General features: G+C 60.7%; 18 protein-coding genes. 15 read left to right on the top strand and 3 right to left on the bottom strand.

Annotated elements, in window-relative coordinates; all coding sequences use genetic code 11:
• Positions 1-17: 17 nt before the first annotated feature.
• The 11 genes from treZ (at position 18) to ACP7C6_RS05180 (ending at position 14,339) form a co-directional block, all read left to right on the top strand.
• The gene (treZ, locus tag ACP7C6_RS05230; RefSeq protein WP_068932907.1) at positions 18-1,763 is read left to right on the top strand and encodes a malto-oligosyltrehalose trehalohydrolase; all 1,746 of its coding nucleotides are present in this window, start codon (positions 18-20) and stop codon (positions 1,761-1,763) included.
• Positions 1,760-3,844 carry a 4-alpha-glucanotransferase gene (gene malQ, locus ACP7C6_RS05225; protein ID WP_028616292.1) on the top strand — a complete coding sequence of 695 codons (2,085 nt, stop codon included), beginning with the start codon at positions 1,760-1,762 and terminating at the stop codon, positions 3,842-3,844. Before treZ ends, malQ begins: the two co-directional genes overlap by 4 nt.
• Entirely contained in the window at positions 3,841-6,576 is a 2,736-nt protein-coding gene (locus ACP7C6_RS05220) for a malto-oligosyltrehalose synthase (protein WP_426108368.1), read from the top strand. The genes malQ and ACP7C6_RS05220 overlap by 4 nt, the downstream gene beginning before the upstream one ends.
• A gap of 24 nt (positions 6,577-6,600) precedes the next feature.
• Positions 6,601-6,873, top strand: a complete 273-nt coding sequence (locus ACP7C6_RS05215; protein ID WP_028616294.1) for a DUF2934 domain-containing protein — start codon at positions 6,601-6,603, stop codon at positions 6,871-6,873.
• 119 nt (positions 6,874-6,992) lie between these two features.
• On the top strand, positions 6,993-9,152 hold the full coding sequence (gene glgX, locus ACP7C6_RS05210; protein WP_028616295.1) for a glycogen debranching protein GlgX: 2,160 nt from the start codon (positions 6,993-6,995) through the stop codon (positions 9,150-9,152).
• Between the two features lies 1 nt (position 9,153).
• Positions 9,154-10,152, top strand: a complete 999-nt coding sequence (locus tag ACP7C6_RS05205; RefSeq protein ID WP_236321670.1) for an acyl-CoA dehydrogenase — start codon at positions 9,154-9,156, stop codon at positions 10,150-10,152.
• Positions 10,149-10,907, top strand: a complete 759-nt coding sequence (locus ACP7C6_RS05200) for a PIG-L deacetylase family protein (protein ID WP_028616297.1) — start codon at positions 10,149-10,151, stop codon at positions 10,905-10,907. Before ACP7C6_RS05205 ends, ACP7C6_RS05200 begins: the two co-directional genes overlap by 4 nt.
• Positions 10,904-11,503, top strand: a complete 600-nt coding sequence (locus tag ACP7C6_RS05195; RefSeq protein WP_426108367.1) for an SAM-dependent methyltransferase — start codon at positions 10,904-10,906, stop codon at positions 11,501-11,503. The genes ACP7C6_RS05200 and ACP7C6_RS05195 overlap by 4 nt, the downstream gene beginning before the upstream one ends.
• The gene (locus ACP7C6_RS05190; protein WP_311892555.1) at positions 11,500-12,159 is read left to right on the top strand and encodes a glycosyltransferase; all 660 of its coding nucleotides are present in this window, start codon (positions 11,500-11,502) and stop codon (positions 12,157-12,159) included. The genes ACP7C6_RS05195 and ACP7C6_RS05190 overlap by 4 nt, the downstream gene beginning before the upstream one ends.
• Before the next feature lie 179 nt (positions 12,160-12,338).
• Complete coding sequence (locus tag ACP7C6_RS05185) at positions 12,339-13,100, top strand: PIG-L deacetylase family protein (RefSeq protein WP_028616299.1); 762 nt, start codon at positions 12,339-12,341, stop codon at positions 13,098-13,100.
• Positions 13,101-13,304: 204 nt separating this feature from the next.
• On the top strand, positions 13,305-14,339 hold the full coding sequence (locus ACP7C6_RS05180; protein ID WP_122684907.1) for an alpha/beta fold hydrolase: 1,035 nt from the start codon (positions 13,305-13,307) through the stop codon (positions 14,337-14,339).
• Here the strand turns inward: ACP7C6_RS05180 and ACP7C6_RS05175 are convergent.
• Both ACP7C6_RS05175 and ACP7C6_RS05170 read right to left on the bottom strand, forming a co-directional pair.
• Positions 14,317-15,744, bottom strand: a complete 1,428-nt coding sequence (locus tag ACP7C6_RS05175; protein WP_028616301.1) for an amino acid permease — start codon at positions 15,742-15,744, stop codon at positions 14,317-14,319. The genes ACP7C6_RS05180 and ACP7C6_RS05175 overlap by 23 nt on opposite strands.
• Positions 15,745-15,815: 71 nt before the next feature.
• Entirely contained in the window at positions 15,816-16,850 is a 1,035-nt protein-coding gene (locus ACP7C6_RS05170; protein ID WP_426108366.1) for a histone deacetylase family protein, read from the bottom strand.
• Positions 16,851-16,971: 121 nt separating this feature from the next.
• Here ACP7C6_RS05170 and ACP7C6_RS05165 point away from each other — a divergent pair, with 121 nt between their 5' ends.
• The 4 genes from ACP7C6_RS05165 (at position 16,972) to ACP7C6_RS05150 (ending at position 22,458) form a co-directional block, all read left to right on the top strand.
• Complete coding sequence (locus tag ACP7C6_RS05165) at positions 16,972-17,463, top strand: Lrp/AsnC family transcriptional regulator (protein ID WP_028616303.1); 492 nt, start codon at positions 16,972-16,974, stop codon at positions 17,461-17,463.
• Positions 17,464-17,646: 183 nt separating this feature from the next.
• Positions 17,647-19,800: a TonB-dependent siderophore receptor gene (locus ACP7C6_RS05160; protein WP_028616304.1), complete on the top strand. Its 2,154-nt coding sequence runs from the start codon at positions 17,647-17,649 to the stop codon at positions 19,798-19,800.
• A gap of 166 nt (positions 19,801-19,966) precedes the next feature.
• Positions 19,967-21,460: a methyl-accepting chemotaxis protein gene (locus tag ACP7C6_RS05155; RefSeq protein WP_311892560.1), complete on the top strand. Its 1,494-nt coding sequence runs from the start codon at positions 19,967-19,969 to the stop codon at positions 21,458-21,460.
• A 185-nt stretch (positions 21,461-21,645) separates the two neighbouring features.
• A complete protein-coding gene (locus ACP7C6_RS05150; RefSeq protein WP_426108365.1) occupies positions 21,646-22,458 on the top strand; it encodes a hypothetical protein in 813 nt (270 codons plus the stop codon).
• 110 nt (positions 22,459-22,568) lie between these two features.
• Here ACP7C6_RS05150 and ACP7C6_RS05145 read toward each other — a convergent pair whose 3' ends face one another.
• Positions 22,569-23,234: a TIGR02466 family protein gene (locus ACP7C6_RS05145; RefSeq protein ID WP_305385556.1), complete on the bottom strand. Its 666-nt coding sequence runs from the start codon at positions 23,232-23,234 to the stop codon at positions 22,569-22,571.
• Positions 23,235-23,295: the final 61 nt, after the last annotated feature.

Raw genomic sequence — 23,295 nt, 5'->3', positions numbered from 1 at the left:
ACGGGAGGTCTCTATAGATGCCGTTACGGACTCTGGAAACCTGGCCCCACGGCGCAATCATGCTGGACGCGCAACACACGCGTTTTGCCTTGTGGGCGCCAGACGCGTTTTATGTCAGCGTTGAATTGGAAAACGGCAAGTCCATTGCCATGCTGCCGCAGGCGGATGGCTGGTTTGAAACCGAAATAGCGTGCCCGGCGGGCACGCGCTACCGCTTCAATATCGACGGGGAAGTGGATGTACCCGACCCTGCCTCCAGGGCCCAGGCCTCGGATGTGCACGGTTGGAGCCTAGTTGTCGATCCCCTCGCCTATCAATGGCGCCACAGCCAGTGGCAAGGCCGTCCCTGGCACGAAGCCGTCATTTATGAGCTGCATGTCGGCGCAATGGGCGGCTACGCCGGCGTCGAGAAGCACCTGCCACGCCTCGCCGAGCTGGGTGTGACCGCGATTGAATTGATGCCGCTGGCGCAATTCCCCGGCGAACGCAACTGGGGCTATGACGGCGTCCTACCCTATGCCCCCCAGGCTTCCTACGGCACGCCTGATCAACTCAAGCACCTGATCGACAGCGCCCACGAACACGGCCTGGCGGTGATCCTCGACGTGGTTTACAACCACTTCGGCCCCGACGGCAACTACCTCGGCCAGTACGCCAAAGGTTTCTTCCAGGAAGACGTGCACACGCCCTGGGGCGCCGGTATCGACTTCGACCGGCGTGAAGTGCGGGATTTCTTCTTGGATAACGCCTTAATGTGGCTGCTGGAATACCGTTTCGACGGCCTGCGCCTGGACGCGGTACATGCCATCGACAACCCGGATTTTCTGAAACAACTGGCTCACCGCGTTCGCGAACAAGTCGACACCGGCCGACACGTCTGGCTGATGCTGGAAAACGAGCTCAATCAGGCCAGCCTGCTGCAACACGATTTTGACGCGCAATGGAATGATGACTTTCATAACGTCCTGCACGTACTGCTGACCGGCGAAACCGACGCGTACTACAGTGACTTCGCCGAAGAGCCGACCGCCAAATTGGCGCGCTGCCTGGGCGAAGGCTTCATCTTCCAGGGGCATACCACCCGGCATGGTCATGAACGCGGCGAACCCAGTGGGCACCTACCGCCAAGCGCGTTTGTGGCGTTTTTGCAGAACCATGACCAGATCGGCAACCGCGCCCTGGGCGAGCGCCTGCATCAGCTGTGCTCGCCGCAAGCGTTGAACGCGGCGACCACCCTCCTGTTGCTTTCACCGATGATCCCGCTGATGTTCATGGGCGACGAAGTCAACGCCAGCGAGCCATTCCTGTTCTTCACCGACCATCACGGCGAGTTGGCCGAAGCGGTACGTGAAGGACGGCGCAATGAGTTTGCTGATTTCGCCGCGTTCAAGGACCCGGAACGACGTGAACGCATTCCCGATCCCAACGACGCGACCACCTTTGAACAATCGGCCCCGTCGTTTACCGACAACCCGCACGCCCAGCTCTACCGCCAACTGCTGAACCTGCGCCACCACCATATCGTGCCGCACTTGCCGGGCAGCCTCGCGCTGGGTGCGCAGGTGCTGGCCGAGGGGGCCGTCAGCGCACGCTGGCGCCTGGGTAACGGCAGCCTGTTGCAGATCGACCTCAACCTGAGTGCCGCGCCGCTGGATCACCCGGCGGCGGGCGCTGTCCTTTTCGAAACGCCTGCCAACCTCGGCGCCCAGCTGCCGGCGTGTAGCGCACGCGTTACCCTATCCCCTGTTGGAGAGCACCCTTGAGCGAAGCGAACCTGGAAATCCTCGCCAGCCGAGCGGGCCTGGCCGTCGATTGGATCGACGCAAACGGCCGCCCGCAACGTGTGAAACCCGACGCTTTGCGCGCCGTTCTCAAAGGCCTGGGCCACCCGGCCGACAGCGATGCAGAGATCGACGCCAGCCTGCTTGAACTGGAACAGGCACAACAAGACAAACACCTGCCACCGTTGATGACCATCGACAGCGGCGAAAGCCTGGATCTGGCCCGTTACTTTGACCCGGACACCCTGTGCCGGGTCAGCCTCGAAGACGGTGAAACCCTGGAGCTGCGCCTCGATGGCGACGCCGTGTTGCCCGGCGTCATCGCCCTGGGTTATCACCAAGTGCATATCGCCGGGCAGACGTTCACCCTAGCCGTCGCCCCCACCCACTGCTACAGCGTCGCCGAGGCCGTCGACAGTCGCCCCGCCCGTGCCTGGGGCCTCAGCGCGCAACTGTATAGCTTGCGCCGCCTGGGCGATGGCGGTTTTGGCGACACCCTGGCCCTGGAACATCTGGCCCGTTCGGCTGCCGAACGCGGTGCCGATGCCTTGGCAATCAGCCCGATGCACGCCATGTTCAGCGCCGACACCGAGCGCTACAGCCCGTATTCGCCCTCCAGTCGCTTGTTCCTCAACAGCTTGTACGCCTCGCCGGGTTGCATCTTGGGTGAGCGCGAAGTGCGCAACGCCATTGAATCCCTCGGCCTGACGGATGAACTGCACGACCTGGAACAACACAGCCTGATCGACTGGCCCACAGCTGCCAAGGCCAAGCAGCGTCTGATGCGGAAGCTGTACGAAGACTTCCGCCACGGCCAGCATCCACAACACGCCGATTTTCTGAGTTTCCGCCAGGCCGGTGGTGAAGCGCTGGAAAACCATTGCCGCTTCGAAGCGGTGCAAGCCGCGCGCGCCGCCAAAGGTGAGGATCTTGACTGGCGCCACTGGCCTGAAGACTGGCGCAACCCGCAGAGTCCGGCACTCGCAGCCTTTGCCGCAGAAAACCAGGATGAGATCGGCTACTTCGCCTTCAGCCAATGGCTGATCGCCCGCTGCCTGGAGCGCGCGCAACAAGCCGCTCGCGGCAGTGGCATGGGCGTCGGATTGATCGCCGACCTGGCGGTGGGCGCCGACGGCGGCGGCAGCCAAGCCTGGAGTCGTCAGGATGAACTGCTCGCGGACCTGACCGTGGGCGCGCCACCCGACATTCTCAATCGCGCCGGGCAAGGCTGGGGCATCTCCGCGTTCTCGCCTGAAGGCCTCAAGCGCAACGGCTTCCGCGCCTTTATCGAGATGCTGCGCGCCAACTTCGCCCATGCCGGTGGCCTGCGTATCGACCATGTGATGGGCCTGCAACGCCTGTGGGTGATGCCCATGGACGCCTCGCCGCGTGAAGGCGCCTACCTGTATTACCCAGTGGACGACCTGTTGCGCCTGCTGGCCCTGGAATCCCATCGCCACCAAGCCATCGTGCTCGGTGAAGACCTGGGCACGGTGCCGGACGGCCTGCGCGAAAAACTCATCGCCCGCTCGATCCTCGGCATGCGCGTGTTGCTGTTCGAGCAAAACCACGACGGCCAGTTCAAGCCGATCCTCGACTGGACGGACAACGCCCTGGCCACCACCAGCACCCACGACTTGCCGACGCTCAACGGCTGGTGGCACAGCCGCGATATCGACTGGAACATCCAGCTCGGCCTTATCGATGCGCCTACCGTGGAGCAATGGAGCGAACACCGCCTGCGCGAACGCCAGGCACTGCGTCAGGCCTTGAGTCAGGACCCGCAGAACTTCGTCGATGAGATCCGCAACGAGACCGACCACATGATCGACGCCAGCGTGCGCTACCTCGGCCACACCCGAGCACCGTTGGTGCTGTTACCGTTGGAGGATGCGCTCGGCGTCGAGGAGCAGGCCAACCTGCCCGGTACCACCGACACCCACCCCAATTGGCGCCGTCGCTTTGTGGGTGAGGCCTCCAGCCTGCTCGACAATGCCGGGGCCGCCCGCCGCCTCGAACTGTTGGCCGTCGCGCGCAACCAAGCCTATGAGCGTGACCGATGAAAGCACTGCCCCTGCGCGCTACCCAGCGCCTGCAATTTCATAAAGGTTTTACCCTGGACGACGCGGTGCCCCTGGTGCCCTATTTCGCCCGCCTCGGCATCAGCCACCTGTACGCTTCACCACTGCTCAGCGCCCGCGCCGGTTCCATGCACGGCTATGACGTGGTGGACCCCACACGCGTCAACCCTGAATTGGGTGGCGAAGCCGCCTTGCGCCGCCTGGTCGCCGCGTTGCGTGAACACGGCATGGGTCTGATCCTTGACATCGTCTCCAACCATATGGCCGTGGGCGGTGCGGATAACCCCTGGTGGCTGGACCTGCTGGAATGGGGACGCATGAGCCCCTACAGCGAGTTCTTCGATATCCAGTGGCACTCGCCCGACCCGCTGCTCAAAGGCCAGTTGCTGATGCCGTTCCTCGGCAGCGACTACGGTGAAGCCTTGCAGACTGGCACCGTGACCCTGCAATTCGATGCCACCCACGGCGCGTTCTACGTCGAGCATTACGAGCATCGCTTTCCGATCTGCCCACGAGATTACGCGGTGATTTTGGGTAGCGATGAATTACTCAAGCCCTTGTCCGACCGCTTCAGCGCCCTGGCCTATCAGGACGATGCTTACCACGAGGCCGCCTGGCTCAAACAAGCCCTGGCCGAACGGGCCACTGAAGGCGAAGTACGCCAGGCCATCAACAGCCAGTTGGCGACGTTCGATTTTGACCGCCTGCACCACCTGCTCGAACAACAGGCCTATCGACTCGCCAGTTGGCGCACCGCAGCGGACGATATCAACTGGCGGCGCTTCTTCGATGTCAATGAACTGGGCGGCTTGCGCGTGGAACGCACCGCCGTATTTGAAGCCACCCACGGCAAGATTTTCGAACTGATCAGCGAAGGTTTGGTGGATGGCCTGCGTATCGACCATATCGACGGCCTGGCCGACCCGCGCGGGTATTGCCGCAAGCTGCGGCGCCGGGTGGATTCGCTGTCACCGCAGCGGCATTTACCGATCTTCGTGGAAAAAATCCTCGGTGAAGGCGAAACACTGCGCGAAGACTGGCAGGTGGACGGCACCACCGGCTACGAATTCATGAACCAGCTGTCGCTGCTGCAACATCACCCGGACGGTTTTGAACCTTTGGCCGAACTGTGGACCCGTCACAGCGAACGGCCCTCGGCCTTCATCGAGGAAGCGCGACTGGCGCGCCAGCAAATCCTCAACGGCTCGCTCGGCGGCGACTTCGAAAGTGTGGCCCAGGCCCTGCTGCAAGTAGCCCGCGACGATGTGATGACCCGCGACCTGACCCTAGGCGCCATCCGCCGCGCGTTGCAGGAACTGATCGTGCATTTCCCGGTGTACCGCACCTACATCAGCGCACGTGGCCGCAGCGACGCTGACGACCAAGTGTTCCAACACGCCATGGACGGCGCACGCTCCACCTTAGGCGAAGGCGACTGGCCGGTACTCGATCACCTGGAAAAATGGTTGGGCGGTCAACCCTGGCGCAATCGCCCGGTAGGCCGTGAACGCAAGATCCTCAAGCATGCTTGCGTGCGTTTCCAGCAATTGACGTCGCCCGCCGCCGCCAAGGCCGTGGAGGACACCGCGTTCTATCGCTCGGCGGTACTGCTGTCGCGCAACGACGTGGGCTTCAGCACAGAGCAGTTCAGCGCGCCCTTGGCCGACTTTCATGCTGTCAACCAGCAGCGTTTGCAGACCTTCCCCGACAACCTCCTGGCGACTGCCACCCACGACCACAAACGCGGCGAAGACACCCGTGCGCGCCTGGCGGTGCTGAGTGAGTGCGCGCCGTGGTTTGTTGAACAGGTGGAACACTGGCGCACCCTGGCCGCTCCATTGCGAACCGACGCCGCGCCCTCGGCCGGCGACGAATTGATCCTCTATCAAGTCTTGCTCGGCAGTTGGCCGTTGGATCAGGGCACTGAGTTTGACGGCTACCAGCAGCGCCTGTGGCAGTGGCAACAAAAGGCCCTGCGCGAAGCCAAGTTGCAGAGCAGCTGGAGCGCGCCCAACGAAGCCTATGAACAAGGTGTCGAAACGTTCCTTTCACGGCTGTTGCTCAGCGATGAAGGCCACGCGCTGCGGACCGCCATCGGCAATGCCGCTCAGGTGATTGCCCCGGCGGGCGCGTTGAATAGCCTGGCGCAATCTTTGCTTCGTATGACCGTGCCGGGTGTGCCGGACCTGTACCAGGGCGATGAGTTCTGGGACTTCAGCCTGGTAGACCCGGACAACCGTCGCCCGGTGGATTTCAGCGCACGGCAACAGGCACTGGCGACCCCACCGGACATCGGCGAACTGTTGTTCAACTGGCGCGACGGGCGTATCAAACAGGCGTTGATTGCTCAGGTGCTGGCCTTGCGCAAGGCCCTGCCTGAAGTGTTCCGCAGCGGCACCTACACACCGCTGGAAGTGGTCGGCGAGCACGCCGACCGGGTGGTCGCATTCTCTCGCGAACACCAGGGCAAGTACCTGCTGGTGTTGGTGCCACGCTGGCCCCATCACCTGCTTGAAAACGGTGTGCACCCTCAGATCAATGCGCAGGTTTGGGGCGATACACGGGTGAAATTACCGTTCGCCGCCACAACGCAAAACTGGAAGGGACTTTTTCATACAGGCGCAGTCACACCAGACAAGGAGCTGTTGGTTAGCGCTGCCCTGGGGGATTTCCCGGTCAATGTCTTTATCAATCCTGATGATCAAGAAAGCTGAAAATTTTCTGTGAGGAGCATTGTGATGAGTACTGAAGACAAACGCATACGCGAACTGGCGCATCAGATCTGGGAGTCCGAAGGCAAACCCCATGGTGAAGATGCACGCCACTGGGAGATGGCGCGCAAACTGGCGGAAGCCGAAGCGCTGACGCCAAGCAAGCCCAAGGCAGCGGCCAAGCCCAAGGCCAGCGCTCCCAAGCCGCAGGCGAAAGCCAAGCCAGCGGCGCCTGCGGCCAGCAAGCCGGCGCCACCGGCCGCTAAAAAACCACCGGCGCCTAAAAAGCCCAAGCCTTGACCCCTCACCTCTTGCCGGCGCTGTCGGCAAGAGGTGATTTCACCTTCCAGACTCCCAGCTGAAATTTCGTCAGCACGGCCGCATTCGGCCCGAAAAAAGACCTTTGCAGGAGCAACTCAATGAGCAAACCCGATAAAACCCCTTCGACGCCGGGCAACGAGCCGTCGCGGATTCGTGAAGGTTTGCCCTTCCCCCTTGGCGCGACCTGGGACGGCCTGGGTGTCAACTTTGCCTTGTTCTCGGCCAACGCGACCAAGGTCGAACTGTGCCTGTTCGATGATTCAGGCGAAGTCGAGCTGGAGCGCATCGAACTGCCGGAATACACCGACGAAACCTTCCACGGCTACCTGCCCGACGCCCACCCAGGGCTGATTTACGGCTACCGTGTGTACGGTGCGTATGACCCCGCCAACGGCCACCGTTTCAACCACAACAAATTGCTGATCGACCCCTATGCCAAGCAGCTGGTGGGCGAATTGAAATGGTCCGAGGCGCTGTTCGGCTACACCATCGGTCACCCGGATGACGACCTCAGTTTCGATGAACGCGACAGCGCACCCTTCGTGCCCAAATGCAAAGTCATCGACCCAGCACACACCTGGGGCAACGACCAGCCGGTGCGGGTGCCGTGGGACCGCACGATCATCTACGAGACCCACCTGCGCGGGATCAGCATGCGCCACCCTTCCGTGGGCGAGTCCGTACGCGGCACCTGCGCTGGCTTAATGGAAGACGACGTGCTCAAGCACATTCGCCAGTTGGGTGTGTCGTCAGTCGAGCTGCTGCCCGTGCATGCCTTCGTCAACGACCAGCATTTGCTGCAAAAAGGCATGACCAACTATTGGGGCTACAACAGCATCGCGTTTTTCGCCCCTGACCCGCGCTACCTGGCCAGCGGCAAGATCGCCGAGTTCAAGGAGATGGTCGCGCACCTGCATGAGCAGAAGCTCGAAGTGATCCTCGATGTGGTCTACAACCACACCGCCGAAGGCAACGAGCGCGGCCCGACCCTGTCCATGCGCGGTATCGACAACGCTTCGTACTACCGCCTGATGCCGGATGACAAGCGTTTCTACATCAACGATTCCGGCACCGGGAATACCCTGGACCTGAGCCATCCGTGCGTATTGCAGATGGTCACCGACTCGCTGCGTTACTGGGCCAATGAGATGCACGTCGACGGTTTCCGCTTCGACCTGGCGACTATTCTTGGCCGTTACCGCGATGGTTTCGATGAACGTCACAGCTTCCTGGTCGCTTGTCGTCAGGACCCGGTATTGCGTCAGCTCAAATTGATCGCCGAGCCGTGGGACTGCGGCCCCGGCGGTTATCAGGTGGGCAACTTCCCACCGGGCTGGGTGGAATGGAACGACCGCTTCCGCGACACCGTGCGTGCTTTCTGGAAAGGCGATGACGGCCAACTGGCGGACTTTGCCGGGCGCATGACCGCTTCGGGCGAGATGTTCAACCATCGTGGCCGTCGTCCCTACAGTTCGGTGAACTTCATCACCGCCCACGACGGCTTCACCCTGCACGACCTGGTGTCGTACAACGACAAGCACAACGAGGCCAATGACGAAAACAACCAGGACGGCAGTAACAACAACCTGTCCTGGAACCATGGCGTCGAAGGGCCGACTGACGATCCGGAAATCAACGAACTGCGCCTGCGCCAGATGCGCAACTTCTTCGCCACCCTCCTGCTCGCCCAAGGCACGCCGATGATCGTGGCCGGTGATGAGTTCGCACGCACCCAGCACGGCAACAACAACGCCTATTGCCAGGACAGCGAGATCGGCTGGGTCAACTGGGACCTGGACGACGACGGCAAGGCCTTGCTCAAGTTTGTGAAGCGTCTGATCAAGCTGCGCCTGGCTTATCCGATTCTTCGGCGTGGGCGCTTTCTGGTGGGCGACTACAACGAAGACATCGGCGTGAAGGACGTCACCTGGCTCGCGCCGGATGGCAATGAGATGACCACCGAACAGTGGCAAGACAGCCACGGCCGCTGCCTGGGCATGTTGATGGATGGCCGCGCCCAGGAAACCGGGATACGCCGTGCCGGCGCCGATGCCACCTTGCTGCTGGTGGTCAATGCCCACCACGACATGGTCAATTTCCGCCTGCCGCCGGTGCCCGAAGGCGAGTTCTGGACCTGCATGCTCGACACCAACTCCCCGGCGGTACGCGGCCAGGAACGCTTTGATTTTGATCATGAGTACGCGGTGACTGGGCGTTCGTTGTTACTGTTTGAATTGCAGCGTGAAGACGAGGTGTGAAATGGCACTGCATGGATTCCTTCAAGGCTACCGGGGCTACGCGGACACGCAAGCCCTGGGCGCGGCCCTGAAGGCGCTTCAGGAGGAAGGCCTGGACCAACTGCCCTTACCGGGCAGCGGTCAGACCCTGGAACGGTTCAGCCGCTTGGCACAGGTGGCTGCCCATGACCTGCGCTTGTGCAAGCTGTTCGAGGGCCACACCGACGCGTTGGCAATCATTGCCGAACTCAATAGCCCCTTACCCCCCTTGGGCAGCATTTGGGGCATGTGGGCAGCTGAGCCCCCGACCGCCAAGGTGCGCGTTTTCAAAGATGGCCATCGCCTGAAGGTACAAGGGCGTAAAGCCTGGTGTTCCGGCGCGGCGGTGGTCAGCCATGGCTTGCTGACGGCCTGGGACGAAGAAGACCGCCAGCAGTTGGTGGCGGTGCCTATGGATCAACCCGGTATCGTGGTGACGGACGAAGGTTGGAACGCCGTGGGCATGGCCGCCACCGGCAGTGTGGAAATAGTGTTCGACGAGGCCTGGGGGCTGGCCGTGGGCGGACCGGGTGATTACCTCGCGCGCCCCGGTTTCTGGCAAGGCGGCATTGGCATTGCCGCCTGCTGGTACGGCGCGGCCCAACGCCTGGCAGAAGCCCTGCGTGAGCAGTGCAGCAAACGCCCCGAGCCCCACGCCCTCGCCCACCTCGGTGCGGTCGACAGCGCACTGAACAGCGCCGCTTGTGTACTGCGCGCCAGCGCGGAACAGGTCGACCGCGAACCCAAGGCCAATGCCAGGGAGCTGGCGCAACAGACTCGGGCCTGTATCGAGGACACCGTCGAACAAGTGATTCACCACGTCGGACGCGCTGTGGGTGCGGGGCCGTACTGCAAGGATCCGCATTTCGCCCAGTTGATGGCGGACTTGCCGGTGTATGTACGCCAGAGTCACGCCGAGCGCGACTTGGCCGGCCTTGGCGAGTTGGTCGCCGGCGAACCCACAGGGAGGTGGCAGTTATGAAACCCAATCCAATCGTTGGCCAAGGCACGCCGCTGCATCGCTGGCAGGCATCGCCAAAGATGGCCGAGCTGCCGCCGATCAGCGTTGCGCAATTGGTTCCCGAAGGCCACCGGGCGGTGATCATCGCCCCCCATCCGGATGATGAAGTGCTGGGTTGTGGTGGCTTGATGCAGGGGCTCGCGGCACTTGGCCGTCCGATCCAACTGATTTCGGTGACCGATGGCAGCGCCAGTCATCCCGGCTCGCGGCGTTGGCCAGTCGAGCGCTTGAGTGTGGTGCGCCCCCAAGAATCGGCCCAGGCGCTGCATCGTCTCGGCTTGCCGCTGCACAGCCTGAAATGGCTGCGTGCGGGGTTTACCGACAGTAAGGTGGCGGCGCGGGAGGATGAACTCGCGGCGTTTATCCAGCGTTACCTCAAACCCACCGACGTCGTATTCACCACCTGGCGCGAAGACGGTCATTGCGACCATGAAGCCGTCGGCCGTGCCAGCGCCAAGGCCTCCCTTGCGGTCGGCGCAACCCTGTATGAACTGCCGGTGTGGACCTGGCACTGGGCAACGCCCGAAGATGACCAGGTGCCTTGGTACCGCGCCCGCAAGATTCCATTGACCTGTGAAGCGGTAGCCCGCAAACGCCACGCCATCCATGCCTTCGCCAGCCAGTTGGAGGGTGATCCGCAGATCGGCCTGGCGCCCGTGCTGGCGCCCTATGTGGTGGAGCGCCTCTTGCAGCCCTTTGAAGTGGTATTCGTATGAGTGTGGCCACACCGTATTTCGACCAATTGTTCGCCAATAACGACGACCCCTGGGCCTTTCGCCAACGCTGGTACGAACGGCGCAAACGCGCGTTGACCCTGGCGGTGCTCACCCGGCCACGTTATGCCTCGGTGTTCGAGCCCGGTTGCGCCAATGGCGAACTCAGCTTCGAACTCGCGCCCCGCTGTGACCGCCTGCTGTGTTGCGACACGGCCTCGGCCGCCGTCGCCCTGGCACGCAGTCGCTTGCTGGGCTTTGCGCATGCCCAGGTGCAGCAAAGTCGATTGCCCGAACAGTGGCCCGCGGGCCAGTTCGACCTGATCGTATTTAGCGAATTGTGTTATTACCTCGACGCCGATGACCTGAGCGCGCTGGCAGATCGTGCTCGCGCTTCGCTGACCGACAACGGCCAAGTGCTGGCCTGTCACTGGCGCCCCGCCATCGAAGGTTGCCCACAAACTGCCGAGCAGGTGCACACCCTGCTCCATCAGCGTTTAGACATGCCTAACGTCTGCAGCCACCACGAACACGACTTCCTACTCGACTTGTGGAGCCGTGACGGCACTTCGGTCGCCACCCTAGAGGGCTTGCGATGATCGGCATTCTGATCCCGGTACATAATGAAGAGGCCTTGCTGGCGGACTGCCTGAGCGCGGCATTGATCGCGGCCAGCCACCCAGGTTTACTGGGTGAGGAAGTGACTGTCTTGGTTGTACTCGACAGTTGCAGCGATGACAGCGCCGTGATTGCCCAGGCCTATCCAGTGCAATGCCTGGAAGCCCAGGCGCGTAACGTGGGACACGTACGTGGCGTGGGCGCGCGGCATCTGCTCAACCAGGGTGCACGTTGGATCTCCTGCACCGACGCCGACAGCCGCGTGGCGCCTGATTGGCTGGTGGCCCAATTGGCGCTAGGGGCCGATGCTGTGTGTGGCACGGTCACCGTGGACGCCTGGGGTGAAGGTTTCGACTCTGCAGCGCAGATTCGCTATAACCAGGCTTACGAGGCGCGGGACGGCCATCGGCATATCCACGGTGCCAACCTGGGAGTGAGCGCCGGTGCCTATGTCCGCGCCGGTGGCTTCGAACCCCTGGCGTGCCATGAGGATGTGCAATTGGTGCGTAACCTGGAGTTGTGCGGCGCCTCCATCGCCTGGAGCCATACCCCGCAGGTGATCACCAGTGCGCGCCTGGACGCCCGCGCCCAGGGTGGTTTCGGTGATTACTTGAAGACCCTGATGCACGCTACTTGAAAAAAACGACATTACAAAATGTAAAACCGACAGATCCTTGTCTATGCTGATGACGCCTTGCTGGCGTTCCAAGGGTGGAGTGCCATGCAGCCACTGCGGCGGAGCCTGTAGTGGATAGAAGAGTGTCGTCCCGTCAACGGACCACGACCCAGCATCAACCGACAAGGATGTGACACCCCATGAAGCTTGCTTCCTTAAGCGACGGCCGTCGCGGCCCCGAGCAAATCTGGAACAGCGCCCCGCAGTTGGCGCAAATCCCTCCTATCTCCCCGTCCTCATTGGTGCCACCGGGCGCGCGTGTGGTCATCATCGCCCCCCATCCCGGTGACGAAGTGCTGGCCTGTGGCGGCCTGCTGCAATTGCTCAGTACATTGGAGCATCCACTGCAACTCATCTCGATCACCGATGGCAGCGCCAGCCACCCAGGGTCCGACGTCTGGCCCGCCAGCCGCCTGAGCGTGGTGCGGCCCCAGGAAAGTGTCGAGGCCCTACGCCGCCTGGGTATGCCCTTGCACAGCCTGAAGTGGATTCGCGGCGGCTTCTGTGACGATGCCCTCGCCGGCCGCGAGGCGCAACTGAGCCAATTCATCGCGCGCTACTTGCAACCGGGCGATGTCGTGTTCAGCACTTGGCGCAATGACGGCAATGACGACCACGAAACCGTCGGCCGCGCCAGCGCCAACGCCTGCAGCCTGGTGAGCGCGCGTCTGTATGAACTGCCGATCTGGGCCTGGCACTGGCCCGCTCGGGAAGGCGCAATCATCCCCTGGCAACGCGCACGCAAGGTGCGTCTGGACACGTGGACCGTCGCACGCAAGCTCCATGCAGCCCATGCCTATGCCAGCCAGTTGGCTGGCGACCCGCAGATCGGCCTGGCACCGATGCTGGCCCAGGTGCTGCTGGAGAGAATGCGTGAACCCTATGAGATCGTGCTGTCTTAGCCGCCGATCCGTCCTACCTGGCAGCGGCAGCTGAAGGGGTGACTGGGGGATTCTCAATTCAACGTCTGCAAGGTTTGTATCGCAGTGTGTACAAAGCTCACTGCGATACACAGCCTTTAACTCAACGGGTTTCCTGAAACAGGCCAGATACAGCCCGGCGTTCAACTGAGCACCAGGCACACATCCAGCCGCAGGAGGCTCGCCATGCACACTCAGTTGACTCGCCGTTTCAACCGCCACTCCCTTTTCCTGGCCGTGGCCTTGTCGCAATTCGGCATTCTGGGCATGGCCCGAGCCGAAATGCCCGAGGCGCCTACCCGCGCCGTCGCCAGCCCACAAACCGCCTTCGGTGCCCTCAAGCACGTCAAGGCCGGCCTGCTGGACGTGGCCTACGCTGAAGTTGGCCCGGCCACCGGCCCGGCGGTGATCCTGCTGCATGGCTGGCCCTACGATATCGACAGCTACGCCCAGGTCGCACCGCTGCTGGCGGCCAAGGGTTATCGCGTGCTGATCCCCTATGCCCGGGGTTATGGCGGTACGCGTTTCCTCTCGGACAACACCCTGCGCAACGGCCAACCGGCTGCCCTGGCCAGTGACGTGATCGACTTCATGGACGCGCTGAAGATCAAGCAAGCCGTACTCGGTGGCTACGACTGGGGCGCACGCTCGGCCGACATCGTTTCGGCGCTGTGGCCGGAACGGGTCAAGGCGCTGGTGTCGGTCAGTGGTTACCTGATCGGCAACCAGGCGGCGGGCAAGAACCCTTTGCCGCCTAAAGCTGAACTGCAATGGTGGTATCAGTTCTACTTCGCCACCGAGCGCGGTGCAGCCGGCTACCAGAAAAACACCCACGATTTCGCCAAGCTGATCTGGCAACTGGCTTCGCCGCAATGGAAGTTCGATGACGCCACCTTTGACCGCAGCGCCAAGGGCCTGGAGAACCCGGATCACGTCGCGATCAGCGTGTTCAACTACCGCTGGCGCCTGGGCCTGGTCCAAGGTGAGACGAAGTACGATCCCCTGGAGCAGAAACTCGCCCAGGCGCCTTCGATTGGCGTGCCGACCATCACCCTCGAAGGCGATGCCAACGGCGCACCGCATCCGCAGCCCGAGGACTACGCCAAACGTTTTACCGGCAAGTATGAGTTTCGCCTGATCAACGGCGGCGTGGGCCACAACCTGCCTCAGGAAGCGCCCGAAGCGTTTGCCAAGGCGGTCATTGATGCGGATCACTTGTGACCGAATGCGGCGCCTTCATCCAATGGCCTCCCTTAAAGCGTGAAAACTGATAAGCAACCCCCAGCCAGATAAACCAGGCCGGCATCACGCACAGCGCCAAGCGTGTATCCGGCCGCAACGCCAACAGGCCCAGCACAAACGCGAGAAACCCCAGGGAAAACCAGGCCATCGGCACACCGCCAGGCATTTTGTAGAGGGATTTGGCGTGCAAGTCCGGACGCTTCTTGCGGTAGGCGATGTAGGACGCCAGGATCGTCGACCAGGTAAAAATCACCAGGATTGCCGACACTGTCGACACGATGGTGAAGGCGGTCATCACCTCTGGCACCACAAACAGCAACACCAGCCCCAGCAACATCAGCAGTGTCGTAAACGCCAGGCTGATAAACGGCACGCTGCTCTTCGACAAACGCCGGAAGATCCCCGGCGCATCCCCCAGGTCAGCCAGGCCGAACAACATACGGCTGGCGGAAAACACGCCGCTATTGGCCGACGACGCCGCGGAGGTCAGCACCACGAAATTGACGATGCCCGCCGCTGCCGGAAAACCCGCCACCAGGAACAACTCAACAAACGGGCTTTTGCTCGGCGAGACTTGCTGCCATGAGGTCACCGCAATGATGCACGCCAGAGCCAGCACGTAGAACAGGATGATGCGCAACGGGATCGAATTAATCGCCTTGGGCAAGGTTTTTTCCGGCGCACGGGTTTCGGCGGCGGCAGTGCCGATCAGTTCGGTGCCGGCAAAGGAGAAAATTGCCATCTGGAACCCGGCAAAAAAGCCGAACAAACCATTGGGAAACGCGGCCTGTTTATCCAGCAAGTGCATCAGCGAAGCGGTGACGCCCGTCGGCGAGACAAACGAGCTGGCGATCAACACCACGCTCACCCCAATCAAGGTCACTACGGCGATGATCTTGATGATCGCGAACCAGAATTCCACTTCGCCAAACAGCTTCACCGTCAGCACATTCAACGCAAACAGCGTAAGCAACATACCTACCGCCGGCATCCAGGCCGGCACATGGGGAAACCAGTACTGGAAGAAGCCACCGACCACCACCGCATCCCCCACTACCGCCACGCTCCAGCTCAACCAATACGACCAGCCGAGAAAGAACGCCGCACGCGGCCCCAGATAGGCGCCGGCAAAGTCAGCGAAACTCTTGAAGTTCAGGTTCGACAGCAGCAGCTCGCCCATGGCGCGCATCACGAAATACACGAAGAGCCCGATGATCATATAGATCAGGATGATCGAGGTGCCGGACAGCGCAATGATCTTGCCGGAGCCCATGAACAGGCCGGTGCCGATTGCACCACCCATGGCCATCAATTGGATATGGCGGTTGCTCAGGGTGCGTTGCAACGCTGGCTTTTCACAAAGCCCGGACGTGGTTGTTTTCATCACAAAACCTCTTGTTATGTTTTTGAGTTTTGGCAGAAGAAAAGACGACGGGTTGTTGTTATCGGTTGTTGTTATCGGGTGCTGCTTTCAAAACCGTGCAGCACGTTGACGGCGTTGATGCCGATTTCATCGACCATGTAGCCGCCTTCCATCACGAACAGGGTGGGCACGCCGACGCTGGCGATGATTTCGCCCATGCTGAGGAAGTCCTGGCTGTCGAGCAGGAAGTGGCTGATGGGATCGTCCTTGAAGGTGTCAACGCCGAGGGAGATCACCAGCACCTCGGGCGCGAAGTCGCGCAGTTGCTGGCACGCATTGATCAAAGCGGTCTGGTAGTGCGCCCACGTGGTGTTTTTCGGCAACGGATAATTCAGGTTGAAGCCCTCCCCTGCGCCCGCGCCGCGCTCACTGGCTGCGCCGGAAAAGTACGGGTAAGAGACTGCCGGATCGCCATGCAGGGAAATGAACAACACGTCCGGGCGGTCGTAGAAAATATTTTGCGTGCCGTTACCGTGGTGGAAATCCACATCCAGCACCGCCACGCGCTTGGCGCCTTGAGTAATAGCCTGCTGCGCGGCAATCGCTGCGTTGTTGAGGTAGCAATAACCGCCCATGTATTCGCGGGCTGCGTGGTGACCTGGTGGGCGGCACAGGGCGAATGCACTGTGATGGCCTTCGTCGATCAGCGCCAGGCCGGTCAAGGCGATATCGGCGCTGGTTCTGACCGCATCCCAGGTGGTGGGGGTAATCGGCGAGCCGGCGTCCATGGCGAAGAAACCGAGCTTGCCGTCGATGAAGTCCGGGACTTGATGGTTGGCCAGGTCACGCACCGGCCACACCAGGGGCAATGCATCATGGCTACGGCCAATGGCGGTCCATTCGGCCCAGGCCGACTCGAGGAATGCCACGTAGCGTTCGCTGTGGGCGTTGACGTAACAGGTCCGGTCAAAGCGGCGCGGCGTGATGATATCGCCCAGGCCCACCTGCCTGACGCGATCGCGCACGGTGTCGGCGCGGCTGGGTTGTTCGAACGACGGTTTGAGCACGCCGTCCTTCAGTTCAGTGCCGTGGTGCAAACGGTGGGCTTCGCTAAAAACAGTCAACATGAGTGGGCATCCGCCAGTAAAAGACAGGGTCTATTTTGTTCTGGCAGCCTCGGGCTTTCTTTGCTTTTATTTGCGGCACTGTTAGTTTTATCGGGAATATTTACCCCTACAGCGCCTAGTTATGAAAAATAAAACCAAGCAGGTCGTTCTTGACGACACCGATCTCGCCATCCTCGCGCTACTGCAGGAAGATGCGAGTATTTCCAACGCGCAGTTGAGCGAGCGTCTATCCCTGAGCCTCACGCCCTGCTGGCGTCGGCGTAAACGCCTGGAAGAGGAAGGTGTAATCAAAGACTACCAGGCCAATCTCGATCGCAAGCTGCTCGGGCTGAACATCATGGCGTTCGTGCATGTGCGTTTCGCGATCCACACCGATCATGCACCGGATGCGTTCGAAGCGGTGGTGAAGGAGCTGCCGCAGGTGCTGTCGTGCCACAAGATCACCGGTGATGCGGATTACCTGTTGCAGGTCCTCGCGGAAGATCTGGACAGCTACAGCGAGTTTGTCGAGAGCGTGTTGCGGCGCCAGTTGGGGATTGCGTCGATTCAATCGAGTCTGGCGCTGAGGGAAGTCAAGGCGACGAGTCGGGTGGCCATTCCAAGGCATGAATAGTCATCCATGAGATCGCGTTTGCTGGGGCCGATTTAGCAAATCGCTGCCAGTCAATTGTGAAAAAAACGTTAACTAATTCTCTCCGAAGGCTTTTTCCTTCGAACTCAATCTGCCACACTGATGCGAATAATTATCAACATCTTTATTATTCGCCATGGAAGGCATTCGGGGAGAGTCAGTTCCATGTCTGTGCAACAACACGGCGGCAAAGGTTTTTCACCCAGTCTGATGGCGTTGGCCGTCTGTCTTGCAAGTTCAACGGCGGCCTTTGCCGCTGAGGCGGAAAAAACCGCCCCGCTCGAATTGGGTGCCACCCAGATCAGCACTGAACAGCTGGGCCAGACCACCGAAGGCACCCAGTCCTACACCACCGGCGAGATGGCGACCGCCACCAAACTCCCGCTGACCATGCGTGAAACACCCCAGGCCGTCACGGTCATCACCCGCCAACGCATGGACGACCAGGCCATGACCAGCGTCAACGACGTGGTCAAGAACACGCCCGGCCTGTTCCTCAGCCAGTCCAGCGGTCCTGGCCGGCAGACGTACAGATCACGTGGCTTCGACATCGACAACATGATGTTTGACGGCATCCCCAGCTCCTATTCCGGCTACGCCAACAGCGTGCAGCCCAACCTGGCGATGTTCGACCGTGTAGAAGTGATCCGTGGCGCCACCGGCCTGGTCACCGGCGCCGGCAACCCTTCGGCGGCGATCAACTTTGTGCGCAAGCGCCCGACCGCCACGCCGCAGGTATCGATCACCGGTGCCGCCGGCAGTTGGGACGATTATCGCGGCGAATTCGACGCTTCCAGCGCCTTGAATGACAGCGGCACCCTGCGTGGCCGCGTCGTAGGCTCCTACCGCGACGCCAACAGCTTCCGCAAAGGCGAAGAAAGCGACCACGGCCTGTTCTACGCCATCGGTGAAGCTGACCTCAGCGAAAACACCACCGCCACCCTGGGTTTCTCGCGCCAGGAAGACCAGACCAACTTCTTCTGGGGCGGCCTGCCCATCGGCACCGACGGCCATCACCTGAACCTGCCCCGCTCCACCAACCCCGGCTCCGACTGGGAAAACAAGAAGCTGACCATCGACACTGTCTTCGGTGATATCGAACATCGCTTCGCCAACGACTGGAAGCTCCACATCGCAGGTTCCTCCTCTCAGTTGGACGGTGTGTTCACCGGCACCTACCAGTCGCGCTACCAGACCACACTAGCGCGCACCGCCTATCAATCGCACCAGGACGACAAGCAGTACGGCCTGGACACGTTCCTCAGCGGCCCGGTCGAAGCGTTCGGGCGCACCCATGAAGTGGTGGTCGGCACCAGCAAGCGCATCTACGACGCCACGTCAAAGGAATACAGCCCCTACGACACCAATTACCCGCTCAATGGGGCAAAACCGGACTTCGTACGTGACGGCAAAGGCCACAGCATCACCACCCAGGACGGCGTTTACCTGACCACCCGCCTGAACCTCGCAGACCCGCTCAAGGTGATCCTCGGCGCGCGCGTGGACTGGTATGACTACGATGACCGCCAAGGCGACGGCGACTACAAAGTCACCCGTAACCTCACGCGCTACGCCGGTGTGATCTACGACCTGAACGACCAATACTCCGTCTACGCGAGCTACACCGACATCTTCACACCGCAGACAAGCCGCGACTTCTCGGACAAGCCACTGAAGCCTATCGTCGGCGAAAACTATGAAGTCGGTATCAAGGGCGAATACTTCAACGGCGCGCTCAACGCCAGCCTGGCGGTGTTCCAGATCGACCAGAAAAACCGTGCGACCCTGCCCGAGAGCCAAGCCGGTTGCCCGATCATGGCCTGCTACGAAGCCTCCGGCCTGGTACGTAGCCAAGGTATAGACCTTGAGCTGCAAGGTGCACTCACCGAAAACTGGCAGGTCGGCGGCGGTTTCACCTACACCCGTGCGCATTACATCAAGGACACCAATGCGGCCAACAACAACCAGCGTTTCGACACCGACACCCCGGAACGTTTGTTCAAACTCACCACCTCCTACCGCTTCCAGGGCCCACTGGAAAAACTGCGCATCGGTGGCAATGTCTACTGGCAGAGCCGCATGTACAACGACGTGGTGCTCGCCAACAGCAATACCTATCGCCTGGAACAAGGCAGTTATGCCGTTGCCGACGTGATGGCCGGTTACCAGGTGAACAAACACCTGGACCTGCAGTTGAACGTGAACAACATTTTCGACCGCACCTATTACTCGGCCATCGCCACCAGCCCGATCTGGGGTTCGACCGACACTTACGGTAACCCGCGCAGCTTTGGCGTCACGGCCAAATACAGCTTCTGATCGTGATCCGATCAACGGCTACCCGCCCGGGTAGCCGTTCCTCAAGTCCCGCCGCCGGATGCCGATAACCGTTGGCATCACTGAATCCAATAAAAACTAAAAACACCTGATTCGCTCCACCCTGCCCCTCACTTTGATTCGGCCAGACCACAGGGAGTAAGTGTGAATGCCCACCCGCGCGCGTTTTTTCGAGCACTACCGTAAAGCCGACCGCATCATGCTGGCGTTGATCTGGTTGATGTTCCTGTTCTCTCTAGGCTTGGCGTTCTGGCATGACACCTTGATGCAAGCCGCCATCATCGGCGGCGGCACCAGCGTGGTGCTCACGGCGCTGTACCGTGCGATAGGCAGCACCCGCGTGATGCGTTGTGCCCTCGGCGCGGGCCTGATGGTCATGGCGGCACTGCACATCAACCAGGCCCAGGGCGTGATCGAATCGCACTTCGGGATCTTCGCGCTTTTGGCGGTGCTGACGTTTTATCGTGACTGGCTGCCGATCCTGGTCGCCGCCGCCACCATCGCCGTGCATCACGTGGTCTTCCATGCCCTGCAACACCAAGGGTTCCCGGTGTTTGTGATGGAGCATCACGGTGGCTGGACCATGGTGTTCGTCCACGCCTTCTACGTGGTGATGGAAACCGTCGCCCTGCTCTACCTCGCCGTGCACAGCCAAGCCGAAGCGGTCGAGAGCCAGGAAATGCTGGAGAAGATGCTCGCAGTCACGTCCCAATTCAGCGCGCAAACCACCCATGGCGAAGGCAAGGTGCATGTGTCGTTGGCCAAGCGCTTCGACCACTTCCTGCAACAGATCACGCACCTGATCGACGGCGTCGCCCGCGACTCCCACGGCCTCGGCCAACTCGGCCAGGAACTGGCCAGCGCCAGCGGTACCCTGGAAAAAGGCGCTCGGCATCAATTGGCGCAGATCACCCAGATGACCGGCTCGATGCAGCGCATGGAAGACGCCATGGGCCATATCGCCGTGCACGTCGAGCAAGCGGTGGACCACGCCGGCAAGGCCAGTCAACAGATCCAGCGCGGCCAGGAAAGCGTCAGCCGTGCCCAACAGGAAATCACCCAACTGGCCACACGCCTCAACGGCACCCACGAAACGGTGCAGGGCCTGGCCGTGCAAGCCGAGCAGATCGGCACCGTGCTCGAAGTGATCAACAGCATCGCCAACCAGACCAACCTGCTCGCCCTCAACGCGGCCATCGAGGCCGCCCGCGCCGGCGAGCAAGGCCGCGGCTTTGCCGTGGTCGCCGACGAAGTGCGCAACCTAGCGCAGCGCACGGCGGTGTCCACCCAGGAAATCAAGACCATCATCGAAGGCCTGCAACACGGCAGCCGCCAGGCCGTGGAAGCCATGCACGACAGCCGCCAAGGCGTGGAGCGTTGCGTTGAAGACAGTCAGGTAGCCGTCGACATGCTGCGCGCGGTGGGAAGCGACATTGCGCACATCGACGATCTGAATGGACGGATCGTGACCACCACCCGCGAACAGACCACGGCGAACCTGGAGATTGTCGGGCGGTTGCAGTCGGTGCAGAGCATTGCGCAAAGCACCGCCGACGATGTGGAAACCCTGGCGCGCAGCAGCGAGCGATTACCGCCGATTGCAGTGCGGCTGGATGCGTTGGGACGCAGGTTTCATCCATGATGCTTAAGCATCACAGAACGTAGCACAGTCCACTTTGCTGCTCGAAGCGTGGGTTGGCAAATTAGTTACTGGACCAACACTGTACTGCAATGAATCAGTACACGATGCGTAAAGTCAGCTAGACATCATTTCGGTGACACGCTTTGCGTACACTTAACTTGAGCTTATTTTTAAGGAGCTGAAACATGAACGTGGCCGAAATGGAAGTGGCTGAGGCATTGGTTTACGAAATCATCTTGGCTGGCAACCCGGCCAAATCGTGGAAACTCCCACAGGGCCAACAAGAAGTAGTGAATTTTTATACCCATCACTCCACAGTCCCGAGCAACCTGGGGCCCCAAGAAAAATTATATTTTCGCAGTTACGACGTACAGCCTTCGAGCAAGGATGACAGGCTAGGTAACATCCATCAGGCCACGGGTTATCATGCCTCGCTGATCAATTACCACGCAATAGAAGCAGGTGATTATGTAAGCGGCTTCCCGATCGAGTACAAAGAGGGTGACGTTCGAGGGATATTGGATTTCGGTCAGCTGAATGGTTTACAGATGAACGCAGGCATGGGGCCCAGAATAATTTTTTCTGAAAAAAGCAGCTTTGAAGTACTAGGTGATCCAAACGCCCAATCAGACGAAATTTATACACCCAATGCCTACGAGCCGCTTGAGCTGGCGACTTTTCCTGACCGTTTCCTACCACTCATTAAGACTGGCCATCAGCTGTTTTTTTTTGGTGGCATTGGCAATCATTTTTCACCCTTCAAAATTCAGTATGCCTATAACACTAAGCTCTACTTCAGCCAGATCCGTGATAACGCTATATTCAGGTATCGTGTGCTGTACTTTCTGAATCCCGTGATAAATATTCCTAATGCCCAGTCGGACAGCCGTATGGTTGTCGCATTTGGGATAAGCCATACCACCGGTAAAAAATTACGAGGATTTGGCAGCATGGGTGTCTTTAGCGCGAGCGACGTGAATTTCGAAGCATCCACTTAAAATGCTAACTCAAAGGGCATAGGTTTTTTCTTCAAATACCCTTGCCCTTTCCACGCGGGGTTACGAGTAGCGAAGCGCAACCGCCAATGCATATCTAAAACTGAAAGCAATTACGTACCGAAATTAAATGCGATGGAGATCCGCGGCCGCGCCCCCTCAAAGCGTCGTACCGAGTGCATCAACCAGGACGGAAACATGATCAATGTCCCGCTGCTGGCAACGCAGGTGCTGCTGAACCCGGCGGTCAGGCAATCCTCGACCCGCATGCGCAAGGCGGGATTGTAGGTCGAGGCCACCATGCCTCGCGGATCAACGAATTCCAGGTCGCCGCCGACGGTGGCGTCCTCTTCACGGCCTCCTGCATCAACCCAATACACCCCCGACCAGAATGCTCCCGGATGCCCATGCAGCGCATTGCTGTGGCCGGCCTGGCTCACATTGGCCCACGCGTTGAGCTTCCACTCGAAACCGGGCACGGTTAATCCGAAGCCTTCGTGATGAACCGCAGTCAGTTCGGTGGCGAACTGCGTGGCGAAGGCCACCAACGCGCCGCAGGCGTCCCCACCCCACGCTTGAAAATCGTTCGCGGATTGCCAGCCGCCATCGTTGCTGCGCTGGGCGCCGCACTGATCCTGGGCCATGCGGTGGGTGACGAGCGCCTTGAGCTCGGCGTTGAGCGTGTCGGCGTTCGGGTATTGGATGCTGGCCAAGGGCGTTGTGAACAGCCGCCGGATATTGATCAGCTCCGGATTCAAAAGTTTGTCGCTCGACTGCATCGGGTACTCTTCATGTTTGCCAGTAGCCACAAACCATAACGGCATCAAAGGTTCAGTGATG

It is taken from the genome of Pseudomonas sp. TWR1-1-4 (assembly GCF_049897165.1).
Taxonomy (GTDB): domain Bacteria; phylum Pseudomonadota; class Gammaproteobacteria; order Pseudomonadales; family Pseudomonadaceae; genus Aquipseudomonas; species Aquipseudomonas canadensis.
Note: the sequence above shows the minus strand (reverse complement) of the source record. Positions and strands in the feature narration are given on the sequence as shown.